This is a genomic window from Proteus vulgaris, assembly GCF_033708015.1.
Lineage (GTDB): Bacteria > Pseudomonadota > Gammaproteobacteria > Enterobacterales > Enterobacteriaceae > Proteus.
In genome coordinates, this window is sequence record NZ_CP137920.1 from 3,631,216 (window position 1) to 3,644,608 (window position 13,393).

12 protein-coding genes are annotated in these 13,393 nt (G+C 37.0%); 6 read left to right on the forward strand and 6 right to left on the reverse strand.

All coding sequences use genetic code 11. The features are described from left to right. Nucleotides 1–10: 10 nt before the first annotated feature. The 3 genes from gntU to gntR all read right to left on the reverse strand — a co-directional run bounded on the left by gntU (nucleotide 11) and on the right by gntR (nucleotide 3,216). Complete coding sequence (gene gntU, locus SB028_RS16995; protein WP_069366936.1) at nucleotides 11–1,348, reverse strand: gluconate transporter; 1,338 nt, start codon at nucleotides 1,346–1,348, stop codon at nucleotides 11–13. Further along, nucleotides 1,345–1,899: a gluconokinase gene (gene gntK / locus SB028_RS17000; RefSeq protein ID WP_069366937.1), complete on the reverse strand. Its 555-nt coding sequence runs from the start codon at nucleotides 1,897–1,899 to the stop codon at nucleotides 1,345–1,347. The genes gntU and gntK overlap by 4 nt, the downstream gene beginning before the upstream one ends. A 321-nt stretch (nucleotides 1,900–2,220) precedes the next feature. Continuing rightward, on the reverse strand, nucleotides 2,221–3,216 hold the full coding sequence (gntR, locus tag SB028_RS17005) for a gluconate operon transcriptional repressor GntR (RefSeq protein ID WP_069366938.1): 996 nt from the start codon (nucleotides 3,214–3,216) through the stop codon (nucleotides 2,221–2,223). A 231-nt stretch (nucleotides 3,217–3,447) separates the two neighbouring features. Between gntR and SB028_RS17010 the strand changes: the two genes are divergently transcribed. From SB028_RS17010 to SB028_RS17035, 6 genes are all read left to right on the forward strand, one after another. After that, on the forward strand, nucleotides 3,448–4,479 hold the full coding sequence (locus tag SB028_RS17010) for an ABC transporter substrate-binding protein (RefSeq protein ID WP_069366939.1): 1,032 nt from the start codon (nucleotides 3,448–3,450) through the stop codon (nucleotides 4,477–4,479). Next, complete coding sequence (locus SB028_RS17015) at nucleotides 4,476–5,474, forward strand: FecCD family ABC transporter permease (protein ID WP_069366940.1); 999 nt, start codon at nucleotides 4,476–4,478, stop codon at nucleotides 5,472–5,474. The genes SB028_RS17010 and SB028_RS17015 overlap by 4 nt, the downstream gene beginning before the upstream one ends. Next, entirely contained in the window at nucleotides 5,471–6,265 is a 795-nt protein-coding gene (locus SB028_RS17020; RefSeq protein WP_069366941.1) for an ABC transporter ATP-binding protein, read from the forward strand. The genes SB028_RS17015 and SB028_RS17020 overlap by 4 nt, the downstream gene beginning before the upstream one ends. Continuing rightward, a complete protein-coding gene (locus SB028_RS17025; RefSeq protein ID WP_069366942.1) occupies nucleotides 6,252–7,076 on the forward strand; it encodes a class I SAM-dependent methyltransferase in 825 nt (274 codons plus the stop codon). Before SB028_RS17020 ends, SB028_RS17025 begins: the two co-directional genes overlap by 14 nt. After that, nucleotides 7,073–7,924: a ModD protein gene (gene modD, locus SB028_RS17030; RefSeq protein ID WP_069366943.1), complete on the forward strand. Its 852-nt coding sequence runs from the start codon at nucleotides 7,073–7,075 to the stop codon at nucleotides 7,922–7,924. The genes SB028_RS17025 and modD overlap by 4 nt, the downstream gene beginning before the upstream one ends. A 156-nt stretch (nucleotides 7,925–8,080) precedes the next feature. Beyond that, nucleotides 8,081–10,027: a TonB-dependent receptor plug domain-containing protein gene (locus SB028_RS17035; RefSeq protein ID WP_069367024.1), complete on the forward strand. Its 1,947-nt coding sequence runs from the start codon at nucleotides 8,081–8,083 to the stop codon at nucleotides 10,025–10,027. 100 nt (nucleotides 10,028–10,127) lie between these two features. Here the strand turns inward: SB028_RS17035 and SB028_RS17040 are convergent, their stop codons facing one another. From SB028_RS17040 to SB028_RS17050, 3 genes are all read right to left on the reverse strand, one after another. Beyond that, nucleotides 10,128–11,171: an IpaD/SipD/SspD family type III secretion system needle tip protein gene (locus SB028_RS17040; RefSeq protein ID WP_077885047.1), complete on the reverse strand. Its 1,044-nt coding sequence runs from the start codon at nucleotides 11,169–11,171 to the stop codon at nucleotides 10,128–10,130. A gap of 133 nt (nucleotides 11,172–11,304) precedes the next feature. Beyond that, the gene (locus tag SB028_RS17045) at nucleotides 11,305–12,549 is read right to left on the reverse strand and encodes an IpaD/SipD/SspD family type III secretion system needle tip protein (RefSeq protein ID WP_069366944.1); all 1,245 of its coding nucleotides are present in this window, start codon (nucleotides 12,547–12,549) and stop codon (nucleotides 11,305–11,307) included. A 4-nt stretch (nucleotides 12,550–12,553) separates the two neighbouring features. Further along, on the reverse strand, nucleotides 12,554–13,378 hold the full coding sequence (locus tag SB028_RS17050) for a type III secretion protein (protein WP_069366945.1): 825 nt from the start codon (nucleotides 13,376–13,378) through the stop codon (nucleotides 12,554–12,556). Nucleotides 13,379–13,393 lie beyond the last annotated feature (15 nt).

A 13,393-nucleotide genomic window follows, 5' to 3' on the forward strand; every position in this document is an offset into this window, starting at 1 on the left:
AGATTAGAGATCAAAGAAAAGAGAAGAAAATCATACCAATCACAGCACCTGTTGTACCAAGAATAGTTTCCATTAATGACCATGTTTTTAAGGTTTGTGCTTCTGTCGCACCCGTAAATTTACCAAACAACCAGAAACCTGAGTCATTAACATGGCTAAGAATAATAGAGCCCCCTGCAATACATACTGATAATGCCGCCATTTGAGCACCACTGTAACCTAACTCATTGATAACAGGTAAAACTAAACCAACGGTGGTTAAACAAGCAACCGTTGCTGAACCTTGAATAACACGTACTGCACCTGCCAGAATAAAACATGCGACGGCGATTGGCATACCTGCGCCAATTAACGCATTCCCTAATGCAGGGCCCACACCTGAATCGACTAAAACTTGCTTAAAGACACCACCAGCCCCTGTCACCAATAAAATGATCCCCGCAGGTTGGATGGCTGCAGAACAAATCTCCATTACTTTTTCTTTGCTCATTCCACGACGGATTGCCAAGCCGTAAATAGCCACTAAACAAGCGACAAGAATAGCAATAAAAGGATGACCAACAAATTCAAGGATATTGTACAGCGTTGAACCTTGCTCTACGAAACGCGCACCAATGGTTTTACATCCCACAAGAACTAAAGGTAATAACACAAGTGCAAGGCTGAAACCAAAAGAAGGCATTTTATTCTGACCTAAACTCGGTTCCGATAAATCTTTTGGTAATGCTAAGGTGACATAACGACTGATAAAGTTACCGAAGATTGGACCTGCTAATAACATGCCCGGAATAGCCGCACATAAGCCAATTAAGATCATCCAACCAAAATCTGCATTCATTTGATCAGCTAACAGCATCGGCGTGGGTCCCGGCAATAAGAAAGCTGCCGCACCGGCAACACCCGCAAAGAGAGGGATCGCCATTTTCACCACATTGCCGCCAGTACGGCGAGCAACGGCAAATACAACACCAATTAATAAGACAACAGCAACATCAAAAAACAGAGGTAAAGCACAAATTAAACCCGCAATACCTAATGCGTAGTTAGCACGTTTCTCACCAAAGTATTTTAATAATCGCACGGCAATTTGGTCTAATGCCCCTGTTTCGTGCAGGATTTTACCAAACATTGCACCTAGCGCGACAACGATAGAGAGGAAACCTAAAGTTCCTCCCATGCCGTTTTGCATAGTTTGTGTGATTTTCTCCAAAGGCATACCTGAGAAAATACCCGCGCCAATAGCAACAATCATTAATGCGATAAAAGCATGTAAACGTGCATACATAACAAAAAAGAGCAGTAATAAAACAGAGCCAACCGCCGTTAGCACCAATGTTAATGTACTCATACCGTTTCCCCTTCCAAAGTCCCTTGCGTGACTGAATTAATCTTATTAATTACACTTTCAATCACATCATCAAGTGGCATTGAAATATCAATTTCATACACATCGTTTTCAGCCTTTGTTGGCTCTTCTAAGGTTTCAAATTGAGTCACTAACATTTGAGGTTTAAAGAAGTGCCCTTTACGCGCTTTTAATCGACTTTCAATTAGCTGATAGTCACCTTTTAAATATAAAAAGTGCAGACATTGATTGCCCTCTCTTAATATATCGCGATATTGTTTTTTCAATGCAGAACAAACAATTAATGAAATATTATTGGTTCTTTGCATCGCAAACGCAGCATCATTTAATGCGTGTAGCCAAGGTTTACGATCTGCATCATTTAAAGCCTGGCCTGATGCCATTTTAGTAATGTTTGAGCGAGGGTGGAGAAAATCGCCATCCAAAAATGCTGCACCTGTACGTTGTGCAACACCACTTGCGACCGCAGATTTACCGCTGCCTGATACCCCCATTAAGATGAAAACATGGTGTAGGGATTGGGTATCGTTCATAGAATGCTCCTTTAAGGCAGATATTAAGTCTTTTTTGTAATGTTACCCGTAACTGTTACGGGTAACATATCCGAAGTGGTAAGGTGAATACAACCACGAAGATCAACTAAGAAGTGAAAATGTGAGGTGACTCTCAAATGAAAGTAAGATGATCTACAAACTGACAACAAAACATCTGATCAACTTCTTTTTATTCACTGTAATATTGGACGTAATAACACGGAAAGAGAGAAGGTATCTCAATAAAAAACCCTATTGTTAATCATATAACAATAGGGTTAGTAAAATTATTAATTTAATTAATATCAATGAGTTATATATTTAAATGCTTTCACCCGTAATAATACGGAAACCAACATCAATCACTTGACCTCGCGCAATTTTACCTTTCATTCGTTTAAGCAATAAATCAGCGGCTTGTTGCCCCATTTCATCACGAGGGGTAAAGATACTTGCCAGACGAGGCGTCATCACTTGCCCCACATCATGTCCGTGGAAACCCGATATTGCAATATCCTCTGGCACGGCAATACCTAAACGCTGACATTCAAAAACAGCACCTATCGCAATATCATCATTAGTGCAATAAAGTCCATCTAAATCAGGATATTGCTTACGTGCAGCATGTAATAATTCAGCCCCTAATGAATAAGATGAGCTTTTTGGTGTCATCACATTACCGACAGGTAAACCCGCATTTTGCATTGCTTTTTCATAACCTTTTAAACGCATTAAGGTTCGTTCATCCTGTCTTGCGCCAAGGTAGATAACACGTTTGCATCCACGTTTGATCATCTCATTGACCATCTGTTCTGAAGCATCAACGTTATCTAATCCTACTGCCGAATCAAAACACGGCGAAACGCTGTCCATGATCTCCACCACAGGAATACCCGCCGTCTCTAGCATTTTCATTGTTTTTGGTGTGTGCGTTCTTTCAGCAAGAATAAGCCCATCGATATTATAAGAGAGTAATGAAAGCAGACGCTCTTCTTCTTTTTCAGCACGATATCCATAGTGCGCTAACATAGTTTGATAACCGTATTTATCGGTCACTGATTCAATGCCTCGAATAACTTCGGCAAACACTTGGTTAGTTAAAGAAGGTAGTAATACCCCAATCGCATGACTGGTCGAATTCGATAAAATATCAGGAGCGCGATTAGGAATATAATTAAGACTCTCTAATTCACGCGCAATTTTTTCTCGTAAAGCTTCCGAGACTTGTTCGGGGTTACGCAAAAAACGACTCACTGTCATTTTGGTAACACCAACTCGTGAAGCGACATCCTGTAATGAGGGGCGTTTTTTCTTCATTTTATATCGCAACTATCCAAAAACACTCGTATTAATACGCACTTTAATTTTCCAAGAACGCTGATTATAGCCCTAGGTTATACACTATTTCGAATAAAGTTTTTTAGATGTCTGCCTAGATTTGATTTTGACTGATGATCCCTTGACTTAAACCAAAGGAAAGATAGTATTCTTCGCTATATAATTAATGAAATAACGATATCAATCTAAAATAATAAATAGTGTGAACTTATGGCGATCCACAGACGACAATTTCTAACGTACCTCACAACCATTGCGACATTATCAGCACTTCCGAACACGGTAAGAGCAGCAATAACCTCACGCATTGCAGCACAATTTGGGCATATTCCCGCATCAACCACGATCCATCGCGTGATAAGTGCTGGACCTCCGACTGATCAATTGTTACTCGCATTAGCGCCTGAAAAACTATTGGGTTTCTCCTCACTTAATTTAGAAAAAAATCCTTTATTTTCAGATGAGCTGCGTAAATTACCCCGTTTAGGGCGCTTATCAGGACGAGGAAGTACACTCTCTTTAGAGGCTTTACTAGCGTTAGAACCCGATATCATTATTGATAGTGGTAATGTGGATGAAACCTATCGTTCATTAGCGAAACGTGTTTCTGATCAAACCGGTATACCCTATGTATTAATTGATGGCACATTAAAGGATAGTCCCGCTCAATTACGTCAAACGGGAGCTTTATTAGGTGTTGCAGAAAAAGCAGAAACATTAGCGCTCATTGCAGAGCAGTATCTTAATGATGCTACCTTGTTTGCTTCTACACAAAAAACAAGCCCACGTTTTTACCTTGCTCGCGGTGCAAAGGGGTTGCAAACGGGTGCAAGAAACTCCATCCATACTGAAGCCATTGAAACCTTAGGTTTTGAAAATGTGGTAGATATCCCTAATTTCAAGGGACTAACAGATGTTTCACCAGAACAACTATTAATGTGGGATCCTGAAATTATCATCACACAAGATGAAAATGCCTATCAGCAAATAATGCAACACCCTGTATGGAAAAGCATTCAAGCCGTTAAAAACCACCAAGTGCTGTTATTTAAAGGCTTGCCATTCGGTTGGCTAGATGGACCTCCAGGTATCAACCGTTTAATGGGAATGCGCCGCTTACAGAGCCATTTTGATGCTCGAATAGAAAATCAAGCCATTCAAGATCTACAAAATTACTTTATGCATTTTTACCATACACCATTAAGTAGTGAGCGATGCCAGCAATTGCTGAGGTATTCATGAGTCAATCAGCACGCATCATGCTTTTATTTATAGTATTCGCCATCGTTGCGTTAATTGCGCTCACCAGTGGTAAGTATTCACTTACATCTAATGAACTATGGACGCTGGTAAGTAATAAGTTGACGGGCAATACAGAGTATAACCGTACTGAAACGGTCTTTTGGCAAATAAGATTTCCTCGTGTTCTGGCAGCGATCTTAATAGGTGGTGGATTAGCAATTGCAGGGGCTGCTTATCAAGGTATGTTCCGAAATCCATTGGTATCACCAGATATTCTAGGCGTTTCGTCTGGTGCGGGTGTCGGAGCCGTCTTCGGTATTTTTCTTGGACAATCGATGTTGTCGATCCAACTTTTCGCCTTTGTGGGAGGATTAGCAACTGTTGCCCTCGTTTACTTTATTGCACGACTTGCGAAACAGCACGATCCCGTACTTTCACTTGTATTGGTCGGTATTGCCATTAGTGCATTATGTGGTTCGGCAATCTCATTAATGAAAATTCTTGCCGATCCTTATACTCAGTTACCTTCAATCACCTTTTGGCTTCTTGGCGGGCTTTCAACTATTACTGCCTCTGATTTGCGATCTGTGGCGCCTTTAATGTTAGTGGGCTTTATTCCGCTGATTTTACTGCGCTGGCGTATGAATATACTCAGTCTTTCCGATGAAGAAGCCAGAGCATTAGGTTTAAATGTCGAAATCACTCGACTTGTCTTTATTTTGTCAGCCACACTCATCACAGCAAGTGCCGTTTCTATCGCAGGTATTATTGGGTGGCTCGGCTTAATTGTTCCTCATATTGCAAGATTGTTAGTAGGCGCCAACTTCAGCCAACAACTCCCTGTTTCCTTACTTGTGGGAGCTATCATGTTGTTAATGACAGACACACTCGCGCGTACAATTGCCAATATTGAACTTCCATTGGGTATTTTAACGTCTGCCATTGGTGCGCCATTCTTCTTAATGTTATTACTCAGAACGAGGAAAGGCTCATGATCATTGCTAATGCAAAGCAGCTCGCTATTGGCTATAAAGGCAAAACCTTAATTAAAGATCTCTCATTTCACATTAAACAAGGGCAAATCATCTGCTTATTAGGTGCCAATGGCTGCGGCAAAACGACACTGATGCGAACGCTGTTAGGGCTAATACCTTGTATTGACGGTGAAATTAATATTGCGGGCAAAAACATAAGTAAGTGGTCACCAATAGAACTTGCTAAAATGGTAGCATATGTTCCTCAAGCTACACATATCCCCTTTTCATTCAATGTTATCGATATGGTCGTGATGGGACGAGGAGCGCATATTTCCTTTTTTTCTATGCCTAGCGCACAAGATAAAACCATGGCAATGGAAACCTTAGAAATGCTCTCGCTTTCTCATCTTGCTCACCGAACTTTTGATACTTTAAGTGGTGGTGAAAAACAGATGGTTTTAATTGCACGTGCACTGGTGCAACGACCTAAGTTGTTGATTATGGATGAGCCAGCCGCAAGCCTTGATTTTGGTAATCAAATCAAACTGCTTACCCAAGTTAACGCATTAAAAACACTGGGTATTAGTGTTTTTATGTCTACACATCATCCTCAGCACGCCGCCTCTTTGGCTGATGATGTCATTTTACTGACACCTCATACCCCTGTTTTGCAAAATAGTCCTGAAATTTTGCTGACACCCAATAATTTAGCGCACCTTTACGGTGTACAACCCACAGATATTCAGGCGCATTTTCACGCCTACTCGGATAATAACAATGAATATAGGCAAGAATATGAACACAATTGAAACCACGGATTTTGCTGAACTTTATAAAAATCACATGATACAGGCTGAAAGAACCAAGAAAGAGCCAGCACATTGGGACAAGCGAGCTGAAAAAATGGCAGAAACCTGTGCCAACCCTCGCGATCCTTATTTAATAAAATTTCGTGAAATGATGGATTTTACCGGTGCTGAAACCCTATTAGATGTGGGTTGTGGCCCTGGCTCTATCAGCATTCATGTAGCAGATAAATTCAAAAAAATCATTGGTATTGATTACAGTACAGGTATGTTAACTGTCGCTAAACGTAGAGCTAAACAAGCGGGTATTAACCACGCTGAATTTATCACTTGTGCATGGGAAGATAGTTGGGATGATCTTCCTCATTGTGATATCGTTGTTGCCTCACGCTCAACATTAGTGATGGATTTACAAGCTGCACTCTTAAAGCTTAATCGTCAAGCTAAACTACGCGTTTATACCACTCACACCGTTTCTCCAACCTTTGTTGATCAACGCATTATTCGCTTACTGGGTCGAAATGTTCCTACGCTTCCCACGTATATTTATGCTGTAAACATGCTGAACCAAATGGGTATTCACCCTAAAGTGGATTATATTCGTAGCCGTAACTGTCAGAGTAATTTCAATAGCCTTGAGCAATTTATCGAAGGCATCAACTTCTCCGTAGGACCTTTAAATAAAGACGAAATTGTCCGCTTAACTCATTACTATCATGAAAGCCTTGAAAAAGGTGTTTCACTGATTTCACCAACTCGTGATTGGGCGATGGTTTCTTGGGATGTCGTCCCTGAAAGTGAGCTAACCCTATGATTTATTATCCTGATGCCTTTCTTGATAACTTATTGATGGAAGATATCCAATATGGCGATCTCACTAGCCGAGCGCTCAATATTGGTGATCAACTCGGTACGATGACCTTTACACGCCGTGAAGCAGGCTGTGTCAGTGGGATCACGCTAGGTTGCCGTTTATTAGAAAAATTAGGGTTGGTCGTCACTGCACATCGGCAAGATGGTGATTTTGCTGATAAAGAGGATTGTTTAATCACGGCAGAAGGTCGTGCTGATGCGCTACACCAAGGCTGGAAAGTAGTACAAAACGTGCTGGAATGGAGTTGTGGCGTGAGTGATTATATGGCAAGAATGCTGGAAATCTATCATCGCTACCAACCTAAAGGGCAAATAGCGTGTACACGTAAAAATATCCCTAATACCAAACTACTGGCAACCCAAGCAGTACTTGCGGGCGGTGGGATTATTCATCGCCAAGGTTGTTCTGAAACTATCTTACTCTTTGCTAATCATCGTCGATTTTTAGCAGAGCCGGATAATTGGACGCAACATGTCAAGCAATTACGCCAAGCCGCACCTGAAAAATGTATTGTTGTAGAAGCTGACGATATTGAACAAGCGAGAGAAGCGCTAAAAGCACAACCTGATATTTTACAGCTAGATAAATTCTCTCTTAAAGATATTTCACAGTTACAACAAGAAGCGTCTCAAATTGCGCCTCATTGTCACTTATCGCTGGCAGGGGGCATTAACCTCAATACTATCGAGAAATATGCGCAAACGGGCATCACCTTAATGGTAACGTCTTCACCCTATTATGCCTCACCCACCGATATTAAAGTTCGGCTTTATCCCAAAATTAAATAAAAAAACAATACATTATAAGTAAGTGAGTATTTACATATTTTATCAATAATACACAAAATGAGTGCTAACACATTGTCAGTACTCATTTTATTCATTTATTTTGCACCATTCGTTATATAAAAATTTACATATAGATTAAAAATTGAGATTGGAATGATGAAATTAAAACCTCTATGCTACTGTTTATCTCTTGCTTTACTGCCAAGTATTGCAATCGCTGATACCACTTATGGTCAATCAACGCCTGATTTATTAACCGTTTGGAGTAGCCCTATTGCTGCCAATCCAGACGTGTTAACGCAAGCGCAGATGCTTGAACAAAATAAAGTGAATGCAGCACAAGCCATTGCAACCCTACCCGGTGTTGTGATGCAAAAATCAGGCAACCGTAATGAATACACCATTAAAGTGCGTGGTTTTGATAGCCGTCAAGTGCCTGTCTTCTTTGATGGTATTCCAACGTATGTTCCTTATGATGGCAACTTAGACTTAGCGCGTTTTACCACTAACGATCTAGCCAGTATTGAAGTAAACAAAGGTTATACCTCATTACTGCAAGGCCCTAACTTAATGGGAGGTGCAATTAATATCACTACGGCGACACCGAAAAAACCATTAGAAGGAAGCATTGCTTATTCTCAAGGTTTTGCTCGCGGCGCTGATTATGCACATAACATGAGTGCTCGTTTGGGTGCCCGCAATGATTTAGGCTTTATTCAAGTTAGTGGAAGTCAATTAAAACAACGCTTTACACCAATCCCCGGTGCTGATGAAAATAATGCAGTAGCAGGGACTCATGGGCGTCGGAATAATTCAGCGACGGATGATAAACGAGGGATGCTCAAAGTCGGTTGGACGCCACGCGCTTCTGACGAATATACCCTAACTTATGTAAAACAAAACGGTGAAAAAAATAGTCCACCATCAACATTAGGTAAAGGTAAATTTAAATATTGGGCATGGCCAGATTACAATAAAGAGAGCTATTACTATAGCGGTATCACTCAAATTACCGATGGTATTAATCTACAAAGCCGTGCATACCACGATAAATTCGAAAACACCCTCTATATGTATCCTAAAAAAGGTGGTATCCCTGACTATAGTCACTATGACGACTACAGCACGGGCGCTGCATTGCAATTAGGTATCGATACACGTGACAGTGACCAACTCTCTTTTGCCGCACATTGGAAAGATGATGTTCATCGCGCTCAAAAAGAGAAAGGCGGTGATTGGATGCGTTATAAAGACAGAACCTGGTCTTTAGCCACAGAATACCAATGGGTTGTCACCAATGATCTCGATTTAGTGAGTGCCATTAGCTATGACTGGCGTGACAGTATTGACACCGATAAAGGGGCTAATGACAACAAACAAACCGCTTTTAACTGGGAAATGATGGCTAAATATTCTTTAGCCAATGATGACTCAGTCCGCTTCTCTGTGTCTGATCGTAGTCGCTTCCCTACCCAAAAAGAGCGTTATACCACTGAAAAACCGAAAGATGGATCAAAAGGGATTATTAATCCTGATTTAGATCCTGAACGTGCATTATCTTTTGATTTAACCTACAAAGGACACATTACAGATAAATGGGGCTACCAAACTAGCATTTACTATAACCGTGTCAGTGATGCGATTATGGCACACACAGTTTATCGCGATGGTAACGCATTTTTCCAAAACCAAAATAGTGGACGCGTTAACTATATGGGTCTTGATTTAGGGACTAAAGGCAATGTGACAGATTGGTTAGAGCTTGGTTTAAACTACAGCTATATCCACAGTGATCCTAAACAAATCGAACATATTGAAGGCTTACCAAAACATAAAGCCTATATGTGGATGACGTTTATTCCAGTAGAACAAGTTCGCGTTACCATTATGGAAGAAGCACAAGGCTGGACTTATAACCGTATTGATGAAGATAACAAACTGGCAGGTTATGCTAAAACTGACCTTCGTTTAGATTACAATTTTGGTTATGGTGTTTCTGCTAATGCTTCAGTAAACAACCTGTTTGATAAATCTTATGAATACACACAAGGTTATATGGAAGATGGTCGCAATTATTGGTTAGGTGTTGAATATAAATTCTAATTTATCAATCATAAATTTAAGAGCTGATATTTATTTTAATATCAGCTCTTTTTGTCCTTAAAATAAATTTATTGTCCATAATATTACTCAATATAAAAAATTAAAATCGCAAAAATCCTTTTGCCATTTCTAATAATGTATCCATAGTGCTACTCACTATTTTAACAAAATTATCATAGTTACTATTTGCCGTGCTATATTTTTTTGAAAGCTCATCAAGATTCGTATTGACCTGTTTTTCGACAGCATCCAATGTTTTTTTCAATAAATCAAATTCTGTTTGTAAAATATCATGAGGATCTTGAGGCATTGCTTTTAAATAGTTTATTAATTTATCCACTCCCGACAAATCGATATTCACATCAAACCAAAAAGACAGATTAGGCTGAACAGATGATGAAAGATTTTGCCTTTCTGATGTTACACCTTTAATCTGATTTAATAATTTTAGTACTTCCAAAGAAGCATTCTCTGCTTCAACAACATTTTTATAATATATTTTCTCTCCATTAACCACTCTGGAATATCGACCATCACTCTCTTTTTTGAAAGACATATCCATTTTAAGAATATTATTATCTGAATAATTTGCACTTATCATATTCAAGTTATTAAGTAATTTCTTAACGTCAATATTTATATATCCATCTTTACTACTAGCCTTTACTGCCGTACTTAGCTCAGCTAATTTTTCTCTAAGATCTTTAACAAAATCCATATACTTGGAAAAAACATTTTTAAAAACATCTAAATAATCATTTTTACCCAAAATAATGGATTTTTTAACTTCATTAAATAAATCACTTAATGAGTCCGTTGGATACTTATCAATTGGTTGATCAATATTTACAACATCAGAAATTTGATTAATTTTATTTAAGTTTTTTTGTTGATTAATGTAATTCTTTACATATTGTTCATCAAGATAAAAACCTTTTTCTTTTGGTGATAGGTTTTCTAATATTTTATTTACCTGAGGCTCATTAGTAGAAATATATTGATACTCTCTTTTTACATCCTCTAGCAAAAAATGCGCATTATCTAAAAAATCATCTTTATTATATTCAATCTTATTAGATGATTTTGGTGTTAAATCTATTTTTTTATTACTTTGATAGATATTAGAATCAATAATAGTTGGCATAATATTAACCTTTTATATTAATTAAATAAAATAAGTCGTTTGAAATAAAAATTCATAATTATAGATAGTATTAATATTAGCATTGTTGAGTCATTCTCTCTAAAAATAATTGTTAATTTAAATATATAAATTTTTAGAATCGCAAAAAACCTTTGGCCATTTCTAATAATACATTTATTGTATTGCTGACAATTTTGACAAAATTGTCATAGTTGCTATTTGCAGAGCTATATTTTTTAGATAGTTCATCTAAATTACTATTAATCTTCTTTTCTAAAGCATCAAGTGATTTTTTAAATAAATCAAATTCTGTTTGTAGTAGATTATTAAACTGTTCTTCATCCCGCTCTTTTTTTAATCTTTTAATTTCTTCATTAGCCCTTGACTCAAATCCACTTACAATTTTCTTCTTTAATTCAGAACTCATATATATGCTAACTGTTGCGAGGTCCTTATGATAACCATTAATTATGCTCTCCTTTTTACTTTCTATCTCTTCATCTGTTAATATTTTTTTATCTGGTATTTTTTTCTTAACTTCATTGATAATCTTATCAAAATCATCAAAATCAATATCAACAACAAAATCAATATTGATATCGTTATTTGTTTTTGATGAATTATCATTCTTTACTAATTTAACTCCTTTAATATTCTTCAATAATTTGTCAACTGAATTTAAAGCATGATCAACCTGTGATCTATTTGAATATCTTATTTTTTTCTGTTCTATACTTCTAATATAGAATCCATTATCATATTCAAATTTAAAATTAATTTTAAAAAAAGGATTTCCTTCGAATTTTTTAATAAAGTTATTTTTTGTTTTTTCTAATTCTTTCTTAAATTCAATAAAATCAACAGCCAGTTGTCCATCTTTTTTTGCTGCTTTAGAATATTTACTTAAGGAAGTTATGGCAGTTCTTAAATCTCTTACATAATCCATATAACGAGAGAAAATATCTTTCAAAACATCTAAATAATCATTTTTACCAACAACAATAGATTGCTTCACTTCTTGAAAAAAATCACTTAATGAGTCTGTATGATAACCATAATTAGAAAGAGTACTTTTTATCAATGGTGATGAGTCATTTATTGAATTTAAACATCTTTTACTTCCTATCATATTTTTATTATACTGTTCAGAGAGGAAAAAAAATATTTCCCTCTCTGTTTTTTCTTTTAAATCATTACAAGCTATCCAGTTTTCAAAATCAAAGTCTTTATATTTTTGTTTTATATTTTTTATTAACTCATCTATTTTATTAAAATCTTCTTTTTTATTTTCTGAAGAGGAAGTAGCATCACTAGTTGGTGAAGATGTTGTCAAAGAATTGGGTATATAATGCAAACTTGAATCAATAGGTTTAGGCATTAATTTATCCTTTTACATTAGCACCAATAGCAGAAGCCGCTTCTTGCTGAGCATGAATAACAGCTTCAATAGCTTGCAATAACGCTTTTATAACTTCAGTTATTTCTCGTTGTATTTCATTATTATTATTAATAACGTGATTATTAATACTTCCTCTTGCTTCTAGTACTTTTTGTTCACCATCAAGAATAATTCCTCGAGATTGTATAGTTTGATCGGCAACTCTAGCAAGAGGATCAGCTGTAGACGTTATTAAATGACCTCCAATCATTGTCGGATTAGAATGCCCAATAAGATCTTTCCCCATACCTTTAACAGAAGTAAATGCTCCCATACCATGTATTGCCATTGAAACACCAGCACTGGTAATTGCAGCACCAATCATAATATTTGCTTTTTTATCTAAATTTTCTTTTATCTGATCTGCAATATTTAGCTCAATATTCATCAACATAACACCCATTTCTCTGGATGCCTCAAACTTCTTAATCATCGCTTCTAAATATTTAACCATTAAATTAATTAATTTCATCATGTCGTCTGACAAGAAATTAAAAGATCCTACACCTGAATTTTTAACATCATCATAAATATCATTATCATTATTAACTTCAAGTGCTTTTGTTATTTTTTTTATATCGGGTGATTTTATTTCTGGTTCAGTTAAAACAGGTCTTATATTATCTTTTGCTATCGCAATAAGTTCATTTACTTTAGATACAATTTTGTTAACTGAACTTTCATTATCAAATTTACTCTCATCTTTAATAACTTTTTTATTCTCAATTTTATAATTATTAGATAAAGCATGATCATTAGTAACTTTCATATATAAACCTCATTA